Raw genomic sequence first — 19501 nt, forward strand, 5'->3', positions numbered from 1 at the left:
TTATTAAAGTTTTGCTCGTTTAAGTCTTAAGCTATTTGCAACCACAGATACGCTACTGAATGCCATTGCTGCTCCCGCAATCATTGGGTCTAATAAGAACCCATTTATGGGATACAAAACGCCCGCCGCAATCGGTATTCCAATGATATTATATATGAATGCCCAAAACAGGTTCTGACGGATTCCCAAAACGGTTCTTTTTGAAAGTTCCAACGCTTTGGGAATGGATTGCAAATCTGAGGTAATCAAGGTCATCTTTGCCATGTCCATAGCGATGTCAGAACCTTTACCCATGGCAATGCTCACATTGGCTTGCGCCAAGGCGTGTGAATCGTTGATGCCATCGCCAACCATAGCTACGATCTTTCCATCAGCTTGCAGTTTTTCTACAAAAGCTGCTTTGTCCGAGGGCATTACTTCTCCTTGATAATTTGTTATTCCTACTTGTTTTGCGACAGCCGATGCGGTTTTATTATTATCTCCAGTAAGCATAAAGACCTCGATGTCTCTTTCTTGAAGTGTTGCTATGGCCTTTTTTGAAGTTTCCTTAATCTTATCCGCAATGGCGAGTATCGCGAGCATTTGTTTTTCATTACCAAAAAATATGACCGTCTTTGCTTGCTCTTCAAGACTCTCTGCTGTTTGCATCAAGGAAGCGTCGATTTGAATATTATTCTCAAGCATTAGTTTATGGTTTCCAACATAGTATTGTGAACCGTCCTTTATTTCAGCTTGAACGCCTTTTCCTGTAATACTTTCAAAAGAAGCAATTTCAGCTTTTTCAATATTTTCATCTTTTAAGTGGTTGACCACCGCTTCCGCCAAAGGGTGTTCTGATTGTGCTTCAATTGCTAAAAGAATTTGTTTGTATTTTTTCGTGTCTTTATTATTCTCAGACCAATGAATATCCGTCACTAATGGTTTTCCTTTGGTAATGGTACCCGTTTTATCAAGAATGACTGCGTTCACTTTGTGTCCTAGTTCTAAACTTTCGGCATCTTTTATTAGGATATTGTTCTCGGCACCTTTGCCAATCCCCACCATTATAGCCGTAGGTGTAGCCAATCCCAATGCACAGGGACAAGCGATAACCAATACTGCTACAGAGGTCAATAAGGCCTGCGAAAATGCATTATCGTCTCCTACCGACATCCAAACAATAAACGTAATGATAGATATCCCCAAAACGATAGGAACAAATATTCCCGCTATTTTATCGACCAGTTTTTGAACGGGTGCCTTGCTTCCCTGGGCTTCCTGAACCATTTTAATGATTTGGGACAGCAAGGTTTCGCCGCCTACTTTTTCAGCGGTAAATTGAAAACTTCCTTTTTGGTTTACCGTACCCGCAAATACTTTTCCACCATCTGATTTTTCTACGGGAACAGGTTCACCTGTAATCATACTTTCATCAACATACGAGTTGCCTTTTGAAACTTCACCATCCACAGGAATTTTCTCACCAGGCCGTACCAAGATGGTCTGCCCAACTTGGACTTCGGAAATCGGAATCTCCATTTCTTCACCGTCCTCAACAATCTTTAACGTTTTGGGCTGTAATCCCATCAGTTTTTTAATGGCCGAAGAAGTGTTCGACTTTGCTTTTTCCTCCAACAATTTCCCAAGGGAAATGAACGTAATAATGACCGTGGCCGCTTCGTAATAGACGTGAGGTTCTATACCACGGCTCAACCAAAATTCGGGAAAGAGCGTATTGAAAACACTGAACACAAAGGCAATCCCCGTACTGAGCGCGACCAAAGTATCCATATTGGCCTTGGCGTACTTTGCTTGCTTAAAGGCATTGATAAAAAAGCTACGCCCGAACCAAAAAAGCACCGGTATGGTCAAGACCAACGAAATCCATTTTCCAGGTATCCATTCCATAAAGAACATCCCAAGAACGAAAATGGGCAACGTTAAAATTGCCGACCAAATGGTACGGTTTTTTATGTCTCGGTAATGTTGCCGCTGAAGTTCTTGTTGCGCTTCGGCTGGGTCTTCGACATCAATAATGATATCATAGCCCACTTCACGCAGCACGTTTTGCAGTTTTTCTTCGGAAACACTTGCATCATAATCTACCCACACGGAATTGCTGGCAAAATTTACGGTGGCCTTGTTTACACCATCGATATGGGAAAGAATCGACTCCATACTACTGGCACAGGCAGCACAGGTCATACCTGTTACCGGAAAGGATTTTTTGATATCTGATTTCTTGGTTTTATCCTTTTGCTCCAAAACAGTTGTGGTTTCCATAGCTTTACCTGAATTGCTTTATGCAAAGTTCAGAATCGTTACCGCCAACCTTGTTACGAAATTTGCTGAAAGAGTTGTAATATTCTCGGGAAAACAACTAGTCAAAGTTGTTTTTCTAGCTCAGCGACTGTTTTCTTAAACTGTTCTAAATCCTTGAAGATATGTGCCCCTATCTCTATGGCTTTGCGATAATAGGGAAGAATGATTTTGGGAAAGCTCCTTTTCTTGTACTCATTTTCCTCTACATCCATTTTGTCTTTACGGACATCCCCAAATTTCAACAGTAATAGTGTTGCTCGTCGTATTTCCTGCGGGTTATTTCGTTCTTTGATTTTATCCACCAAATTGAAAAACTCTAAGTCATTCTTGGTAATGTTAGCTTTTGTTTCGTATCGTCTTAATTGTTCGTCAATCTCTATATCTTCAATTCTGGCTAAGTTCATATTGATATTATGGCCTGCCCAAAAACCATACTCTTCATCGAACCAAATGCCAGAATCGTGCCATTTACCAAAGAAGTTGACGGCATTTTTAATGCGGAAACCTTTCAGTCCTTCCTCAGAACCCAAAATGGTAACCTCGCAAGGATTGGGAAACATTCCCATTACAACCACATCCTTTTTATAAGAATTAAAATATTGAAAATACAATTTCTTGAAAATGTCAAATAAGTCAATAACATTGTTCAACTTGGGATAGAAAAATTCATCTAAATCGAAGGAATGAATCAAAACGCCATCTAAATTGATAGGGTCTGAATCGTGCATAACATACCGACCTTCGTCTATAGAATAGGCGGAATGAAAGAAACTGTTGCGTATTTCTTTAAAATGGTTCTGTTCATAAAAATCGATTAGGTGCTGCTTTTCCGAATCGGCCAAGAGCTCCATCAAGAAATCTTGTTTTTCGCCAATTCCCAAAAGGCGCTCATATTTTTTCGTTTTCCAAAAAAGATATGATGAACCTTTGTACCCCAATTTAATACGGCACAAATTACCTATTATGTTGTAGAAGTCGCTGTTCTCAAAAAAAGTGGAGTAAATCTGTAAACCCATACGGGTTTTCTCTTTTCCTTCTAATTCATTGTACAACCTTTTATAAAACTCGATTGCATCGAACCATTCATGAAGGTTAGAGTTTAAATTAGATGAACTGATTCCCCTATAATTAATCAGGTTAAGTACAAAATCGAATTCGCTTTTAGCCTTGGCTTCTTCAAAAAGATTTCTCAAATCATTTATCGGAGGTTGTGCATCTTCCATAAATAAAAGTACTTATAAAACGGCAAACCCCCACTGAGAATCCCTCACATACCGCGTTTACCGTCCCAACTAATTCTCCAGATCCTATTGGTCACATCATCGGATATCAACATCGATCCATCGGGTAGTATGGCGGCACCCACGGGTCGGCCATAGACCTCATCTTTTTTGCCGTCAACAATAAAACCCGTTAAAAAATCTTCAGGTTTTCCAGTTTGTTCTCCGTTCTCGAAAGGCACGAAAACCACTTTATAGCCTGATAAAACCTGTCTGTTCCAAGAGCCATGCTGTACGACAAAGGCCCCGTTCCGATACTTTTCGGGGAAGGAATCGCCCGTGTAGAACGTCAATCCCAAAGATGCGGTATGGGGGCCAACGTTCACATCGGGCATCAGTGTATTTCCCACTTGGGCCGAAGGCACCCATTTTACCCTAGGATCTTCATTTTGCCCATAATACAAGTAGGGCCAACCGTAAAATCCGTTTTCGCGGACACTGGTCAAATAATCAGGTACGAGGTTGTTGCCCAATCCGTCGCGTTCGTTGACCGCCGTCCATAAGTCTCCGGTAACGGGATTCCAATCCATACCCACGGGGTTTCTTAGTCCTGATGCGAAAATTCTTAGTCCTGCGCCATCGGGATCAATCTCAAGAATGGCCGCCTTCATGAATTCAGCCTCTGCCCCTTTCTCCCCAACATTCGAGCCACTACCGACCGCTATATATATTTTCGAGCCGTCCTTGTTGGCAATAATATTGCGTGTCCAGTGCCGATTGGCCTTTCCTGCGGGTAAGGTGGTAATTTTTTCCGCTTTTCCCGATATTTGCAATTGACCGGGCTTGTAAGGAAAACGTAGCAATCCGTTGGTATTGGCCACATAGAACCAATCATCTAGCACAAGCATTCCGAATGGTTGATCGAGTTCCTTTTCGAGAAATACGGTACGTTCATCGGGAGACCCGTCCTTGTCTACATCGCGGAGCAAGGTTATCAAGTCCGCACTGTTCTTAAAGCTTTTCGACTTTGATGCCCCGATGAACCATGCCCCGATTTTTTTCCAGAGCGGATAATTCGAATTGCTTTGCGCCACAAGTACATCGCCGTTCGGTGTAACGTACATCCACCTTGGATTCTTGAAACCGTCAGCATATTTTGTAACGGTAAAACCGGGCGGGGCTTTGGGGGTCCTTCCATTTTTCCAGCCAATGACATTGCTATAGTTGGAATAGGATTTGGAGGCCGATATCGGCGGTAGCGAATCGACGGTCTGCGCATTTGTAGTTGCCAATACTAAGAGTGAAATGATTAAACCTGTAAAAAAACGTGTTCCCATGACCATTTAAAATTTTGTCTTACATCTTCTGCCAATTAAAACTTAGCATCTTGGTTATTTGAATTTCTCAATAACTTCCCCTAGGTCATATACTTTTACGTCTTGCAATTCATTTGAAAGTATGCTGCTTCCGATCGCGCTTCTATATCCACTGCCACAATGGACAATAATGGGTTTGTCGTTAGGAATGTCCTGAATTGATTCCCTTAGTTCGTGTAGGGGTTGGTTCAGGGCACCGTCAAAAATTTTCTTTTTTCTTACTTCATCCGTATTTCTGACATCGACAATGGTGTAATTATCCAGATTTTGCACAAAATGCTTGAAATCCAATCGCTCGTTTTCGACAAAGCTTTTCTTCGAAAGGGTAATTATCGCCTTGAGTTGATTTTCATATCCAATCTTCGCCACCCGCCGGGCGATGGTCTTTACACTTTTTGGAGAATCGACAACCAGATGAAATTCCTCATTTGGTTGGATTATAGTACCTAACCATGTTTCAAAAGAGGATGCTTCGCCACCCTGCATAATATTGATACTCTGTGGCCAATGACCTTGTTTAAACTCGTTTTCATCACGACTATCGACAATTAAGATATTATCTTTTGGTGTTTCGGCATTAAGATGAATAGGGATTTTAGCGGTAACCATATCAATCGATTCAACTTTCTTTTTGTTCATAGCTACATCATGTTTGAAATAGGCCGGTATGAACGGTTGGTCTTCAAGGAGTTCTTTGACAAACTCGTCTTCATTCTGATGGCCAAATGCCCAGTTATCCTTTCGCTCCCTACCTAATGTGCTAATGCTATCTGCCGACATGCTTTTGCCGCACAGGGATCCCGCCCCGTGGGCGGGGTAAATAATGGCCTCATTCGGTATTTTTTTGAATTTAGTTCGAATTGTGTTGAACATTTCACGGGCCAGTGCTTGCTTTTTTTGCTCTTTGTCATCTTCATTTCCGCGCAGGTCCGGGCGTCCGACATCCCCGATCAATAAGGTGTCCCCCGTAAAAAGTGCAACCTCATTTTCATCTGTGGCAAGAATGGAAATACTATCGTATGAATGCCCAGGAGTATTTATGGCTTCTAGTTTGGTATTGCCCACGAATATGGCACTGTTCCCATCAAAACTTTCGAAAGGGTATTCAGCTTCCAATTTGCTGCTGTTATAAATCGTGACACCTGTTTCTTTGCTAATTTGCCAATGTGAGCTTACAAAGTCTGCATGGGAGTGGGTCAATAGCACAGCTCTAATCACAGCATTTTCTTTATGCGCAAGATTATAATACTGCATCGGGTCGCGATCGGGATCGATTATCGCCATCTCCCCTTCGCTCAGCAGTGCGTATGAATAGTGGGAAAGTGGTTCATATTCAAATTGCTGTATTTTCATAAAAATTTTATGCGTTTATAATTTAACGTCCGAAATGCCTTCGTTTATTCTCCTGTATTTTCGTTTTTTCCTTTCGAAAGTAAAAACTGTTATTACCTCCTGACATTCACTTTTCCGTATCAGTCAAGGTTTGTTGTTTCTTCGGTAAGCGATCCTTCAAATTTGGGAAGCGAACGCTTTTCCTTTTCTTCTTCTGTTTCTACTATCCCATTTTTCTTGATATCGTTGATTAACCATTGCATTTCCATTATTTCCCGACGCTGCGCTTTGATGATCTCATCGGCAAGTTTTCTTACCCTAATATCTTTTATTTGAGATCGTTCACTAGTTAGGATAGCGATGGAATGATGGGGAATCATACCTTCCATATAGTCAACACCGGAAACCGTAACCTGGCTCCTGACCAGCCATATTCCGCCTGCGATCAGCAAAACACCCAAAGCCAAGATGGCAATATTCTTATTGCGGTCTTTGTACATCTGTAGCATATACAGCAGCATGATAATAACCATGGACCCACCCATGATCAACGTCATAAAGAACCTGGTTTCACTATACCAGAAGTGATCGATAATCTGATAGGAGTGTGTGTACATTAAAAAGAACATCGCGACCATTGAGGTACCGATCATTGCGAAGAACTTTAAGTAATTGTTGACTTTCTTTTCTTTATTTTCCATTGTATATACTTTTAATTGGTTAATATGATTTCATTCTTTTTGGCCATCATCAAGATTACTGGACAACTATAAAGGGATTATTTTAGCCATGTTCCACTCAATTTACAGGTTGTATTTTATATTGATTACCAGCATTTTTTAAGGCCTCTTGCAAATTTTCCAAAGGCACTTCAAATTGCGACTCTACCGTTGCTTCGGCATCCTTCAAATCGACAGATACATCGGCCACTCCTGCGACGTTTAAAAGTGCATTTTCAACATGATTTCTACAGCCGTTACAGGTCATTCCTTCTATTTCGTATCTTCTTTTCATATTATGATCAATTTTTATTCTAACAATTTCACCTTTTGAATCAGAAGTGTTGATTCAAATACGTTATCGAAAAATAACATTTACTAAATCTGGGCGTTGTTTGAAAAAAAACAAACCTTGACCCATTCGATTATTTAGGGCTATTTACATCAATTTAAGTATGCGATTACCTAAAAAGTTTTATTGTAATCGAGCTTTTGCCATTAATGACTAAAAATTCAGTGCAATAGGTTTAAGTTCGCCCATCACTATGCACCAAAAAATCTCTAAACATCTTTATTGAAACCTGAACATAAAGAAGATGATAATGAAATTCAATGCATGGGAATCGACTTCTTATCACAAGCCACGAAGAGAAGGTTAAGCTTATAAATTATATGTTATCCAGCGATTTTCTATTTTGAAGGGCACTTTTCTTAAATTGTGTAGGTGCCATACCATTGATTTTTTTGAACTGGTTGCTTAAATACGCGACACTGCTATAGTCTAACTGATGGGCTATTTCCTTTAAGCTTAGCTCGTCATAGATGAGCAATTCCTTAACCCTTTCAATTTTTTGGCTAATGACATACTGTTCAAAAGTGATAATCTCCACGGAAGAGAAAAGGGAACTTAAGTACTTGTAATCCAGACCTATTTCTGAACCAACATAATCGGTCAATTTGACGTTTAATTCTTGTCTTGAATGAAAAATTTTTTCTATTACAAGATTTTTCATACGCTCGATCAATTGAGACTTGCGATTACCGATCAAAGAAAAACCCAGCTTATTCAATTCGGTTTGTAATTGATTTTCTTGTTTTGCGGTCAGTTCTTCCTTCAATGTGACTTGGCCCAGTTGCACATTGGAATAATCAATACCAATCTTTTTCAGAACATTGTATACCGCCGTAACACATCTTGGGCAGACCATGTTTTTTATGTGCAGCATATGGCTCATGATAAAGTTTTAAAATACATTGCGCTCACATTATCCATTATCACAGATGGGACCGATGTTCCCAAATCGCTCTCAACAAAACCAAGACTACCGTGACTATAAACAAGATGATAATCGCCAATGCAGCATAGAATCTTGTTTTTCGGTTAGATTCTATTTTTGTTTTCTTGCTCTCCTTTCTTTGTTGGCTTCTTCTCTCCCTACGTTTTTGACTCATGATGCCAAAATCTTTTCATTTTTCTTTTACTCACACCATTCAATTTTCTCTATTATAATTTTATCGGCCTTATAATTAATTATTGTATCGTTCCCCTAATTTCCCCACAAGTCATCATTGCTTCTCCGTAGTATGGGTTTCGAATCTCCTTTTCCAGGCTTAGCCAATTGGCTCCCTTATTGCTATCTGCCATCGGGCAATAGCTGTTGTACACTTTTTGATTGACTCCAAAAAGCTGAACACCGCTGATCATGTGGGCCGATAAATGTTTAAAGTGGTCCCTTTGCTCCTTGATCTCAGAAGTGCTGGCCACTGCATTTGACGATGCTTTGAGCTCTTTTTGAATGGTCATCCAATGATCATGGGCCTCTTTGTCTTTTAGCAACTTCATATCGACTTTGGCCAAACTTTCTTCCATTTGTTTTGCTTCTTTTTGTGCGGCCGCGCCATCATCATTTACCAAAGCATCCTTAACATCTATATAGGCTTCGAAAACCTGCTTCAACTGACCTTGAAACTCACTTGATACTTCAATCCTTTTTTTCATCTTAGAATGGTCGGTGCCCGTACTTGTTGAGGGTTCCATTTTATCTCCTTCCTGCATACCCAAATGACCCTCATGCCCGGTCATGGTTTTGCCTCCCTCTGCGTTCATCATCGATTTTTTACCCTGTAACTGTGCGGCCGCATCAACGGTAAATGTTCCGTTGGTCACAATTTGATCCCCCTTTTCAAGCCCGCTAATTATTGTATAGGTATCGCCATTGGTACTTCCAAGGGCAACTTCGCGCATTTCAAAGACAGGCTCATTGGGATTGGTCTTTACATAAACCACCGATCGTTCCCCCGTCCACATTACGGCACTGGCCGGTATGATAACGGTATTCTCCATCTGCATTTCGGCAGCTTTGATCGTACCTTCCACGAACATACCCGGCTTCAAGAGATTATCCTTATTGTTAAGTATTGCCCTTACCATGACCGTTCTTGTAGAAGAATTAAGTAACGGGTCTACAAAGGATATTTTTGCCGTAAATTCTTCATTGGGATAGGCATTCGTCGTTATCTTGACCTCCTGACCCTCCTTCAACGATGCTATCTGATTTTCATAGGCATCGAATACCGCCCAAACGGAATTTAAGTTGGCAATTTTGTACAAAGGCTGCCCTTGTTTTACATAATCTCCTTCTTCAACCATGATATCGGTAATCGTTCCTGAAACTGTGGCATAGACTGGAAAGTTTTCCTGCACTTTGCCCACTTCTTCTATCTTATCTATTTGATTGTCAGAAAGCTTCCATAATTTTAATTTATTGCGAACGGCATTGTATAATGCCGGTTGCGATTCCTTCATGGATGCGGCCGTCAACAGCTCTTGTTGTGCGCTTACCAATTCTGGGGAATAGATGGTTGCCAAAAGTTTGCCCTTGGCAACGTTCTCTCCGGTATAATTCACATTTAGCCGTTCAATGCGACCCGCAAAATATGTAGCTTGGGTAGCATTGGCTTCTTCGTTCTCGCGAATCTTTCCTGAGAGTTTAAGTGAACTCCCATCCGAACCACCTGTACCAACGGTAGAGGTGCGTATATTGGCCAAGGCCAAGGCGTTGTCCGTCATTTTTATTTCATTGGCACTAAGCCCCGTCGCTCCGGTTTCAGCAGGAATGAGATCCATACCGCAGATTGGGCAGTCTCCCGGTTCGGGTTGCATAATCTGTGGGTGCATGGAGCAGGTCCACATCTGATTCTCGGATTCTCCGGAATGGTCATGGCTATCGGACATATCCGAAAGATCTTTTATGGCCGATTGATCGGCCTCAGCGTTTGAGAAAATAAAATATCCCCCCAATAAACCGACCGCTAAGGCGGCTACTACAATGTAAATGATGTTCTTGTTCATGATATTGAAGATTGAAATGTTATTGTTTCTTAAAAATTTATACGGATTCACTAATAGTTTTCAAAACCAGTACAATGAGCGTATGTACTATAAAAAGTATGATAATGCCCGCTAAAATATAGGCGCCTTCCTTTTCAAATGGCACTTTTCTAATCTCGCCGTTCGGGTTCTTTTCTTCCATAAATTACGTCTCCATTCATTAAATTACTTTCTAAATCTGTTTTTTTATCTTTCGAATAGATGGCGATGATATATACCATAGGACAAAGCCGCTCAACACGGTTATTAGTCCCAAAAGCGAAAATGACCTTAACAAAAGGGTGTTGAAATTATCTCTTGTGTCATAGTCCATGGTATGGGTCATCCACAGAAAGTCGAACCAGCGCCAATCTCTATGCCGCACCGTTTGAAACGCCCCATTTTCGACAGCCACATAAGCCTTTAAATTTTGTGGTGTTTCATACGAAATCTCATAAGCCGGTAGGGGACGTCCTCGATATTCGTGGTGGTCTCCGACTTCTTCTATCCTTTTTATTGCGGCTATTTTAAGCTCTGGAAGTATATATCTTTGTGCTACCTCTTGGGCTTCTTCTTTAGTGATACCGTCCTTTTCCTCTCCTGTTTTGGCATTATAAAGCTTTGCTTCGTTTATCCAATAGTAAGGTTCTTCTGCTATTTCCAATAATTCAAGCGTTTGGATGGGCTGCGTACTATCTAATTGGCCTGTACCCAATAAATCTGAAAAAGCCGTCTGTTTTGGCTTCTGGTTTTTGAACTGGTCGCCGTGTATTTCATCGATATCCGTCCAGCTAAAATACATCCCGCTAATCGTCCACATCAGGAACTGAATACCTAGGAAGATGCCCAAGTAGCGGTGGGCTTTTCGAATCCATTTTGCTGTTTTTCTGTTGACCATATTTGTTTTATTCTATATCCGAATTTTAGTTCACTAAAAATTTTACAATAAGTCCCCCAGCGAGCCATATATAACAGATGAAGGCTGCATATTTTAAAACACTTTCCAACAATGGACTCTTGGGTGCCATCTCGCTCATTGAATGTTCTACATCTTTTTTTTTGAAAAAACCCAGATAAACGAGATAGGCCGAAATGATGAGAAAAGCAACGTTCAAGAAAAAGGTATAATCAATCTTAAAATGTTCCTTATCCTGAATCTTGACCTGCGAAGGGTCGGGCAATATTCCCAGCAAATCGAAACCATAATGCAAGGTCAAAGAGGTGCCAATCAATGCCGTGAAAAGTAAGAATAGAATAAAGAGTGACATTTTCCAACCATAATACTTTGCATTGATTCTCAGTACTGGAAAAACCACCAAATCGCTAAAAATAAAGGCCATTACGCCCGCAAAACTTACGCCTTTGCTGAATAGTAATGCTGCCAATGGGATGTTACCCATTGAACCGATAAATGTTAAGAATGCGGCAACTGGACCAACAACAATATGTTCCAGAATTTCGAGAAAAGTGAAATCTGTATTGCCTTGACCACTATTTATAAATAAGGTCTGAAAAAACGAATCTGGCACAAAAGCCGCTGTAATACCCGCAACGGTAAAACCTACGGTTACATCCTTCCAGACCATTTGCCATTCCATCTTGTATTTTTTGGCAACGCGCGCCCAACTGTCTTCGTTCTTGATTTGTTTCTTCCAATCTTTGGAACCGTCCATCTCATCATCATCTTCATTTTCGATATTTTTGCGGGCTTTTTCGATGAGTTTTTTAGGATTGATGAGTCGTATCAGAATCCACGAAATACCAATCAAGAGAATACCACCTACATATTCGCCCACCACGAACTGCCAACCTAAAAAGATGGAAATGATAATCCCCAATTCTATGACGAGATTGGTCGATGCCAACAGAAAAGCAATGGAAGACACAAAACTTGCACCTTTCTTAAAGATGGATTTTGTACCTGCCAAAGCAGAAAAACTGCACGAGCTACTTATAAAGCCGAAAAACGTGCCCAACAGCACACTTTTGCCTTCGTTTTCGCCCATTGTTTTTTGCATCCGTTTTTCGGTCACGAAAATCTGTATCATACTACTGATGATATAACCCAAAATGAATGCCCAAAGCGCCATCCAGAAAAATCCGGTAGTCGTATAGGCGGCTTCGCCCCATTGTTTTAAAAATTCGTTCACGGTTTAAACTGTATTAGTTTTTATTCTTTGATGATACACGTTTTTTTAATTTTTTTATCATCGTACCCTTGTTGACCCTATCTTGTTATTTTACTTTGAATGGAATTACTACTTTAACTTTTTCCCAAGCTAATGTTATCTCACCTTCAGTATCACTAATTTTATCGATATTATATTCTAAGTGTTCCTTTAGGCTATCCGCAATAATCGGTGTCACCTTAAATCGTATTACATCATCTTTTTCGTCATATTCATCCTTACCGTGCTGGTTCCAATTGGAATTTAAAATGATGATCCATTCTTCCTTTGAAGGAATGGTAAAAAATCCATATTTACCTGCTTTTAGTTCCTTACCATCTATTTCTATATCCGTATCCGTCTCTATCCACGTAGCCATATGTGCCCCAGCTTGCCAGACTTCGTCATACGCCAGCAAACCACCAAAAATCATCCTGTCCCTAACCCCTGGCGATGAATAATCAATATGGATGTGCGCATTACCAATGGTCGCCATTGCAGAGGTGTGAGGGCTTAACACTTTTTTTGGCGGTTGGTCTGTGATTGCTTCTTTTGACGGTTCTGGCATTGGCTCCGTTTTCTTCTCTTTACAGCTGGTAATAAGAAGAAGACCAAACACTATACTAATTGAAATATATCTACTCATCGGGTGTTACTTAATATTTCTTGAAGATGAATGGGTTTTTATTATTTTCCATTTTCCATCTATTTTTTTAAGGATTGAGGTTGCTACCCCTTTTTTCTTTATAGTCCGGCTATTTCCCTTGTCGTCTGGATTGAGGACAATGGTATATATGTACGTTTCGGTAGTAAAGGCATAGGGTACATCTACCTTTACATCGATTTCATAATCTGAAAATTCGAATTTTTCAAAATGACCTAATTCCGGTCCTAAATGATGTTCTATATAGTGGCTGTACGTACCCTCGACGCCTCCCGATTCAAAAACCTCGGAATCCTCGGTAAATAATTCGAAAGTACCATCGGTCGTTAGGTTTTGTAGGGCATCCTTATAGCTTTTCATTACTGTAAGCACTGCTTCTTTTTCTGTTTTTGCATCTTGACCACATAGTGGACTTGTCGCTATTATGAGCAACATTGTTACTGTAGTTGATTTTAGTGTTTGCATACTTTTAGTTTTTAAAGGTTATTTATTTACTCGTATTCTATTCACATTTGCGATACCAAAGACCAGGACGAAAAACCGCAGTGCCACTTCAAGCGCCACCAAGGTTTTCGCGGGTAAGGAAATTGGGACTATATCACCATATCCTACTGATGAGAATGTTATCAAACTGAAATAGGATAAATCAAAAAATACCGACAGTCCATCTTTGCCAATACTGTTGTTCATTTTAAAATGAATAGCATCCACAAACTGCAACGCTGTGTAATCTATTGCAAACGAGAAAACTATCAACACAATCAGGTATCCGAACAACACCAGTACGTGGCTCAATAGATGGCTCTGACCAATTATCTTCATCAATTGGTTAAAGGACAAGGCTATAATGAATCCTATCTTTAGTAATGTTAAGGCCAGTAGGATAATCATAGCATAAAACCCTTCCATAGTAGGTAGCGCATACAGTTCGATTACTGAAGCAATAAGCATCACCAATAGAACATACTTTGAGCTATTGAAAAGCTGTCCATAAAATGCCCCTGTGGTTTCTATGTCTTTTTCTTTATCCATTCTTATTTGTTATCTATAAAAATTTCATCATAGCCTTTTGCTTTATTCTCACTGATTCTTCTCTTTATATACATTTTGGTGATACCCCTTCTATTTTCAATTCCCATTGATTTAAGCAGCTCCTTAAAGGCTTCCATAGTGTTTTTATGGTAGTTGGCTACTTTGGTCTTTTTATCTTCTACTACCAATGATGCGACCCTTGAAGGTTCCATTGTGGTGATTCCCGTAGGGCAGGTATCCAGATTGCATTTTAAGGATTGTACGCAGCCCAAGGCAAACATCATCCCTCTGGCACTATAGCAAGCATCGGCACCAAGTGCCAACATTCTATAGATATCAAAAGCTGAAATTATTTTTCCTGCTGCCATTACTTTTATTTCATCGCGCAACCCATACTTTTTAAGAATGCCGTTTGCGAAATGCACGGCTTCAATTATTGGCATTCCAGCCCAATGCAGCGATTCCATATGTGCAGCACCGGAACCACCTTCTGCACCGTCTATGGCTATAAAATCCGGATAGTTTTGCTTTTCGGCGAAAATGCGGACCATTCTTTCGAATTCATCCTGCTGTCCGATGCACATTTTAATCCCTATGGGCTTTCCAGCGGAAAGCTTCCGTAATTCTTGGATAAAAGCTACCATTTCCAAATCAGTACCAAATGCAGCGTGATGTGGTGGCGATAGAATTTCGGTTCCTTTTTCTACGTCCCTGTACTTTGCGATTTCCTCGGTATTTTTTTTGGCAGGAAGAATGGCCCCAAAACCGGGTTTTGCACCCTGTGAGACTTTTATTTCAATCATTTTGACCACTTCATTGGATGCGATTTCCACAAATTTTTTAGGGTCGAAATTCCCTTCTTCTGTCCTACACCCAAAATAGCCTGTACCGAACTGAAAGATAATATCAGCTCCATATTCCTGATGGTAGGGCGTAAATCCACCTTCGCCGGTATTTTGCGCAAAGCCAGCAATTTTTGCACCGCCGTTAAGGGCCAGCGTTGCATTTTTACTGATGGAACCATAGCTCATCCCTGCCAGATTTAGAATGCTCGCTGAATAGGGTTTTGAGCATTTTGAACTCCCTATGGCAACCCTAAAATCATCTTTGATTTCCTTAACAGGATACGTGGAATGGGTAAACCATTCGCGACCAACTTCGTCATACGGAATCTGCGTTCCAAAGGGTTGGTTTTTGACCGCGTCCTCGGCACGTTTATAAACAATTTCTTTCTGTATCCAATTGAAAGGTTTTCCCTCTGTTCTATTCAATAAAACCGTTTCTTGAACGACGTGACGTTGTTTTTCCAGAAGCTTCGTAATCCTGCCCAACAACGGATAGGTTCTTTTGATATTATCGGTTTTTTGAAAATAGTCTCTTAAGCCGAGAAGCATAAAAGGTGTGATCAACAGCGCAAGCCACCAGAAATGAGGCTTCCACATTATGAGCCCTGCAAGTACCACTAAAAGCGTTATCGACGATATTAAAAATATTCTTCTCATGCTTTGTTTTTCAATGCGAATGGCTTTCTTCCCCTGCCCTTTCAGTTTCCAAATACTGGCCCTGTGGTCCAACACCCTGAATATAAACGAGCTGAGCGCCATAATGCCCTGCTTGCGAAACGGAGAACGCCGAAAAGGCCATAATAAAGAGAACGGCAATTTCAAAACCTCGATTCAGTTTTATCCAAAAAAGGCTGATAATTTTTAAAACTGCGGCCAAAGCACTTGACCAAATAGTCCAATCTGCATATTTATCATGGTTGTCCAGGATTTTTTGAGCTACATCCGTAAGGCCATGGGTATGCGGGTGTACAAAAGTTCCCGCTACGTAGGCCCCAATAAAACCCGTACCGATAAGAAACAGGATAACCCAGTCCAAGTTCCTTTTAAGGACGAAGAGCTGAATACCTTGGAGCAATGCCGCAAACAACAGGAGTACGATAGGAAAATGCACTACCAACGGATGTAAATTGTCGAATTCATCCAAACCTACCTCTTCTTTGTTTATGGGCTTTTCGGCGTGGGTTTCGGTATGTTGCTGTGGTTTTTCGGACAATTCAACAGTATTAAAGGTTCCTAAACTATTCGCCGAATACCCTGAACTGTTCTCAATGGACTTAGGTGCACTTGCATGAAGCGACATTAGGCTTAGAAGTAATACTAAAAATGAGACCGTTTTTTTCATAATCAATCGTTTTTATGATGCATTATTCGTTAACTGTACAATAAGCGCACCTAATACAATAGCGCCTATAACGATGTAAATGGTATAGTTGAACCACTTTTTCCAACCTTGTTTCCCTGACTTTTCCGGCCCCCTTTTACAACAATCTTTCATTACAACATTATCTATATTGTGCCTGTCAAGGGAAGGGCGTTAAACACTACATCAACGAAGTTCCCCTTCCCATAACAGGACTTTTTCTTCATTAAAACAATCTGGGCGGTCATGAAATACACTAAATAACTAACCAATCAAAAAACACATTCCCGACCAGCCCAGATTTTACTTTTCCAAATTCCCCTTGTTTATATAGTTTTTACCAATCACAAAAATCAAATAGGGCAATACCGCAAATTGTAATAGCGGCGACAACCCCACATTTACCCATGGCACTATAGGCATAGCCCCTGCATAGTTCCAATCGCCTCTTGAGGTATGCCAAATTTCTCCCAATATGGCACCGATCGTTCCGATTGTAACTAGTACCAAAATCTGTTTTGGAGTTAAATCATCTATCCAAAACACATTGCGATACAACAGGCCAAATCCGAAAAGCAGAATAAGCACCATCAACATATCGGCGATGGATGCCAAGGCACAAAACGAAATATGTTGCCAATCGTATTCAAAACCTTCATAGAGCGGACCTTGTGCCAGCTCCCAAATAAAATTGAACGAAAACGCTATTAATGCAATACCGATGATATAGTTCCTATAATTTTTTTTGTTCCGTACCTGTTTGGCAAAATAGATATACATCAGAATGACCAAAGTCAGCGCAACGGTGGGCACAACAAAAATGTCAAGGCTTAATGTTTCCATCTAGATTTTGCGAATGTTATTTTCTTTTTCTACACGTTATTTTTAAAAACTCCTATAACTATACCGAGACAATCAATTGTTACTACCTGAAAAGGGGAAGCATTTTAAACACTAATCATTAACTATATTCAACCTCCCCAATCAGCTTTACTTTTCGATGATGGCTGTCACTTTTCCACAGCTTAGCATTTTTGCTCCATAATATGGGTTGCGGATGTCCTTAATGGCAGATAACCAATAAGCACCTCCGTTCAAGGCCATGGGGCAGAAATCCTTATAGATTTTTCCCGATGTAACGGTTCCTTTCAACAAGGGTTCCATTTCATTGCTCAAATCGGAAAAAGCCTTTCGCTGTCTCTCTAAATTATCGGTAGCAGCGATTTTTTGCGAGGCCGCCAATGCCGCTTCGGAACCCTCGATTTTTTCTAGCGCTTCGTTCAACATAACCGCTCCCTTTTGGGTATCGCCCGGATTGGAACCGACCAAGTCATTTTTAATGTGCTCGTAATGTTCGTAGGCATTGGCGATGTTCTTGTCGTTAAATTCCAACTCGACCACTTTCATCTCCATCTTGCTATGGTCATGGTTCAGTTCTATTTTGTGCTGTGCGTAGCCCATTGTAGTCCCCAACATGAGCAGGGTTACTACACCATGTTTTAAATTCTTCATTTATTGGATTTTTAGTTTATAAACTGTCCTTTAATTTTGAAACCCAATCGAGAACGGTTTTCCTCTTGTCCTCCGAAAGTTTTGCTTCCCTATGAATTAGTGTATAAGACCAAAGGGGCATTTCTCCATTTTCTATCTGACTTATGATCGATTTTAACTTGCTGTTCTTTCTTCTGTTTGAATAATCGGCCCATTCGTTAAAATTCAATTCTTCCTTGCCATGGGTAACATGATCCTCCAAAAACCAGGCAACGGGTTGCACTTTGTTGTACCAAGGATAATCCGTGTTGTTGCTATGGCAATCGTAGCAAGAGGTCTTGATGATGTTCTCCACTTGTTTCGGTACATCGTTCACAAGCATAAAGTCAGTTTTTGGTATTGTGTCGCTTTGGTTTCGGGAAGTGGGAAAAAACTGTATCCCCACAAACCCGACCAAAAACACTAGTGCTATGATTTTTATACTTTTCTTCACTTAGTTGATTTCCCTTTGTACTTTTCCACAAGTGAGCATCTTATCCCCGAAATATGGATTTTTGATTTCTTCATTCATGCTTAGCCAGGCACCTCCTTTGTTGTTATCATACATTGGGCAATATTGTTCATACAAAGTATTTTCTGTACCAGTAATGGCGACCATATCGACTACATCTTTGCTCAAGGTTTTAAAGTGCTCACGTTGATGCCCGATGTCACTTTTCGCGATATGTTCTGCATGTTCGGTGGCATCTTCAATAATGTCTTTCAGCTCATCCTGCTGTTCATCACTGAATTTGCTCGTATCGAAGTTCTTTAGGCTGCCTTCAAGCTTTTCTCCTGCCTTTGCGGCCCCATCTTTGTCATCGGACACAAGAGCATTCTTTAGCGTCAGATAGTCAGCGATGACTTCAGATGACATCATTGCCATTTCGCCATGATTCATGTTGTCATGGTCCATTTGCGAATGGTCTTCCATAGCGCCATCCATATGGCCGCTGTCCTCCATTTGTTCTGTTTGGTGACCTTCTTGGTTTTCCTGCACTTTTTTCTTGTCTTTGCAAGATGTGGCCGATAGGGTTATGATTGCCATGGCCAAAATTCCAGTTGTTACATTTGATTTTCTCATGATTGTTGAATTTGATGTTAATTATAGTTTTACATTTTGCTGTTCAATAGTGTCGAGCAATTTTTTCAAGATGTTCTTTGTGTTTTTGGCCACCTCTATTATTTCTTTCTTCTTTGCGGAAGACCAAGTCGAATCTGTATCTTCTATCGACACTTCGATAATCGTATTATTTTCCACTTCCTTAATGGTTACATTGCACGGAAAAAGAACGCTCATTTGAATATCATTTGAAATCAGTTTTAATGCAGTTTCTTTTTCACATACCATTAGAATGAGGTGCCGAGGCATCTTTTCCATATCTGAACTGAGATACTCGCGCACGTCAAATTCACCAACAAGGTCAAGACCTAACTTTTTAATGCCATTTTTTACGTTTTGTACGGTTTCCTCAAATGTCAAACTACCGTACCTCCGCGTAATGCAATAAGGGGTACTCTGACTTTCTGAATAATTTTGTTGCGAGACCCATTCGCTTTTACCCTTATTATTTTCCATATTTA

At 40.4% G+C, this 19501-nt stretch carries 21 protein-coding genes; all 21 read right to left on the reverse strand.

Annotation, left to right across the window (positions count from 1 at the left end):
• Positions 1-3: 3 nt before the first annotated feature.
• Entirely contained in the window at positions 4-2262 is a 2259-nt protein-coding gene (locus J4E06_RS09370) for a heavy metal translocating P-type ATPase (RefSeq protein WP_116183706.1), read from the reverse strand.
• 101 nt (positions 2263-2363) lie between these two features.
• The gene (locus tag J4E06_RS09375) at positions 2364-3524 is read right to left on the reverse strand and encodes a hypothetical protein (RefSeq protein ID WP_116183707.1); all 1161 of its coding nucleotides are present in this window, start codon (positions 3522-3524) and stop codon (positions 2364-2366) included.
• Positions 3525-3568: 44 nt separating this feature from the next.
• The gene (locus tag J4E06_RS09380) at positions 3569-4858 is read right to left on the reverse strand and encodes a PQQ-dependent sugar dehydrogenase (protein ID WP_067032977.1); all 1290 of its coding nucleotides are present in this window, start codon (positions 4856-4858) and stop codon (positions 3569-3571) included.
• A 54-nt stretch (positions 4859-4912) separates the two neighbouring features.
• Positions 4913-6250 (reverse strand): MBL fold metallo-hydrolase, encoded by a 1338-nt coding sequence (locus J4E06_RS09385; RefSeq protein ID WP_067032972.1) that lies wholly within the window; start codon positions 6248-6250, stop codon positions 4913-4915.
• A gap of 119 nt (positions 6251-6369) precedes the next feature.
• Positions 6370-6930 (reverse strand): DUF305 domain-containing protein, encoded by a 561-nt coding sequence (locus J4E06_RS09390; RefSeq protein ID WP_067032975.1) that lies wholly within the window; start codon positions 6928-6930, stop codon positions 6370-6372.
• Positions 6931-7027: 97 nt separating this feature from the next.
• Positions 7028-7243 (reverse strand): heavy-metal-associated domain-containing protein, encoded by a 216-nt coding sequence (locus J4E06_RS09395; protein WP_067033717.1) that lies wholly within the window; start codon positions 7241-7243, stop codon positions 7028-7030.
• A gap of 373 nt (positions 7244-7616) precedes the next feature.
• Positions 7617-8183 carry a helix-turn-helix domain-containing protein gene (locus J4E06_RS09400; RefSeq protein ID WP_067033721.1) on the reverse strand — a complete coding sequence of 189 codons (567 nt, stop codon included), beginning with the start codon at positions 8181-8183 and terminating at the stop codon, positions 7617-7619.
• A 296-nt stretch (positions 8184-8479) separates the two neighbouring features.
• Positions 8480-10300: an efflux RND transporter periplasmic adaptor subunit gene (locus J4E06_RS09405; protein ID WP_067033724.1), complete on the reverse strand. Its 1821-nt coding sequence runs from the start codon at positions 10298-10300 to the stop codon at positions 8480-8482.
• Positions 10301-10337: 37 nt separating this feature from the next.
• The gene (locus J4E06_RS09410; RefSeq protein WP_162987835.1) at positions 10338-10481 is read right to left on the reverse strand and encodes a hypothetical protein; all 144 of its coding nucleotides are present in this window, start codon (positions 10479-10481) and stop codon (positions 10338-10340) included.
• Positions 10482-10511: 30 nt separating this feature from the next.
• Positions 10512-11216 carry a PepSY domain-containing protein gene (locus tag J4E06_RS09415; RefSeq protein WP_067033727.1) on the reverse strand — a complete coding sequence of 235 codons (705 nt, stop codon included), beginning with the start codon at positions 11214-11216 and terminating at the stop codon, positions 10512-10514.
• A gap of 25 nt (positions 11217-11241) precedes the next feature.
• Entirely contained in the window at positions 11242-12468 is a 1227-nt protein-coding gene (locus tag J4E06_RS09420; protein WP_067033730.1) for a permease, read from the reverse strand.
• 85 nt (positions 12469-12553) lie between these two features.
• A complete protein-coding gene (locus J4E06_RS09425; RefSeq protein WP_349523731.1) occupies positions 12554-13054 on the reverse strand; it encodes a DUF2911 domain-containing protein in 501 nt (166 codons plus the stop codon).
• A gap of 84 nt (positions 13055-13138) precedes the next feature.
• The gene (locus J4E06_RS09430; protein WP_067033736.1) at positions 13139-13615 is read right to left on the reverse strand and encodes a YybH family protein; all 477 of its coding nucleotides are present in this window, start codon (positions 13613-13615) and stop codon (positions 13139-13141) included.
• An 18-nt stretch (positions 13616-13633) separates the two neighbouring features.
• Positions 13634-14182, reverse strand: a complete 549-nt coding sequence (locus J4E06_RS09435; protein WP_067033738.1) for an ion channel — start codon at positions 14180-14182, stop codon at positions 13634-13636.
• A gap of 2 nt (positions 14183-14184) precedes the next feature.
• Entirely contained in the window at positions 14185-15684 is a 1500-nt protein-coding gene (locus J4E06_RS09440) for an FMN-binding glutamate synthase family protein (protein WP_067033740.1), read from the reverse strand.
• A gap of 10 nt (positions 15685-15694) precedes the next feature.
• Complete coding sequence (locus J4E06_RS09445; RefSeq protein WP_067033778.1) at positions 15695-16369, reverse strand: DUF2231 domain-containing protein; 675 nt, start codon at positions 16367-16369, stop codon at positions 15695-15697.
• A gap of 321 nt (positions 16370-16690) precedes the next feature.
• A complete protein-coding gene (locus J4E06_RS09450) occupies positions 16691-17230 on the reverse strand; it encodes a hypothetical protein (RefSeq protein ID WP_067033742.1) in 540 nt (179 codons plus the stop codon).
• Between the two features lie 147 nt (positions 17231-17377).
• Positions 17378-17899: a DUF3347 domain-containing protein gene (locus J4E06_RS09455; protein WP_067033744.1), complete on the reverse strand. Its 522-nt coding sequence runs from the start codon at positions 17897-17899 to the stop codon at positions 17378-17380.
• A 16-nt stretch (positions 17900-17915) separates the two neighbouring features.
• The gene (locus J4E06_RS09460; protein ID WP_067033748.1) at positions 17916-18371 is read right to left on the reverse strand and encodes a heme-binding domain-containing protein; all 456 of its coding nucleotides are present in this window, start codon (positions 18369-18371) and stop codon (positions 17916-17918) included.
• On the reverse strand, positions 18372-19001 hold the full coding sequence (locus tag J4E06_RS09465; protein ID WP_067033751.1) for a DUF3347 domain-containing protein: 630 nt from the start codon (positions 18999-19001) through the stop codon (positions 18372-18374).
• A 21-nt stretch (positions 19002-19022) separates the two neighbouring features.
• Positions 19023-19496, reverse strand: a complete 474-nt coding sequence (locus tag J4E06_RS09470; protein WP_067033754.1) for a DUF302 domain-containing protein — start codon at positions 19494-19496, stop codon at positions 19023-19025.
• Positions 19497-19501: the final 5 nt, after the last annotated feature.

Source organism: Allomuricauda sp. NFXS6 (genome assembly GCF_040148835.1).
GTDB lineage: Bacteria > Bacteroidota > Bacteroidia > Flavobacteriales > Flavobacteriaceae > Flagellimonas.

Excerpts from the sequence above, each read along its gene's own strand:
- J4E06_RS09370 (WP_116183706.1), bottom strand. The coding sequence starts at position 2,262 with ATGGAAACCACAACTGTTTTGGAGCAAAAGGATAAAACCAAGAAATCA.
- J4E06_RS09470 (WP_067033754.1), bottom strand. The coding sequence starts at position 19,496 with ATGGAAAATAATAAGGGTAAAAGCGAATGGGTCTCGCAACAAAATTAT.
- J4E06_RS09405 (WP_067033724.1), bottom strand. The coding sequence starts at position 10,300 with ATGAACAAGAACATCATTTACATTGTAGTAGCCGCCTTAGCGGTCGGT.
- J4E06_RS09400 (WP_067033721.1), bottom strand. The coding sequence starts at position 8,183 with ATGAGCCATATGCTGCACATAAAAAACATGGTCTGCCCAAGATGTGTT.
- J4E06_RS09450 (WP_067033742.1), bottom strand. The coding sequence starts at position 17,230 with ATGGAAACATTAAGCCTTGACATTTTTGTTGTGCCCACCGTTGCGCTG.
- J4E06_RS09375 (WP_116183707.1), bottom strand. The coding sequence starts at position 3,524 with ATGGAAGATGCACAACCTCCGATAAATGATTTGAGAAATCTTTTTGAA.
- J4E06_RS09380 (WP_067032977.1), bottom strand. The coding sequence starts at position 4,858 with ATGGGAACACGTTTTTTTACAGGTTTAATCATTTCACTCTTAGTATTG.
- J4E06_RS09430 (WP_067033736.1), bottom strand. The coding sequence starts at position 13,615 with ATGCAAACACTAAAATCAACTACAGTAACAATGTTGCTCATAATAGCG.
- J4E06_RS09410 (WP_162987835.1), bottom strand. The coding sequence starts at position 10,481 with ATGGAAGAAAAGAACCCGAACGGCGAGATTAGAAAAGTGCCATTTGAA.
- J4E06_RS09440 (WP_067033740.1), bottom strand. The coding sequence starts at position 15,684 with ATGAGAAGAATATTTTTAATATCGTCGATAACGCTTTTAGTGGTACTT.
- J4E06_RS09435 (WP_067033738.1), bottom strand. The coding sequence starts at position 14,182 with ATGGATAAAGAAAAAGACATAGAAACCACAGGGGCATTTTATGGACAG.
- J4E06_RS09425 (WP_349523731.1), bottom strand. The coding sequence starts at position 13,054 with ATGCCAGAACCGTCAAAAGAAGCAATCACAGACCAACCGCCAAAAAAA.
- J4E06_RS09465 (WP_067033751.1), bottom strand. The coding sequence starts at position 19,001 with ATGAGAAAATCAAATGTAACAACTGGAATTTTGGCCATGGCAATCATA.
- J4E06_RS09385 (WP_067032972.1), bottom strand. The coding sequence starts at position 6,250 with ATGAAAATACAGCAATTTGAATATGAACCACTTTCCCACTATTCATAC.
- J4E06_RS09455 (WP_067033744.1), bottom strand. The coding sequence starts at position 17,899 with ATGAAGAATTTAAAACATGGTGTAGTAACCCTGCTCATGTTGGGGACT.
- J4E06_RS09415 (WP_067033727.1), bottom strand. The coding sequence starts at position 11,216 with ATGGTCAACAGAAAAACAGCAAAATGGATTCGAAAAGCCCACCGCTAC.
- J4E06_RS09395 (WP_067033717.1), bottom strand. The coding sequence starts at position 7,243 with ATGAAAAGAAGATACGAAATAGAAGGAATGACCTGTAACGGCTGTAGA.
- J4E06_RS09445 (WP_067033778.1), bottom strand. The coding sequence starts at position 16,369 with ATGAAAAAAACGGTCTCATTTTTAGTATTACTTCTAAGCCTAATGTCG.
- J4E06_RS09390 (WP_067032975.1), bottom strand. The coding sequence starts at position 6,930 with ATGGAAAATAAAGAAAAGAAAGTCAACAATTACTTAAAGTTCTTCGCA.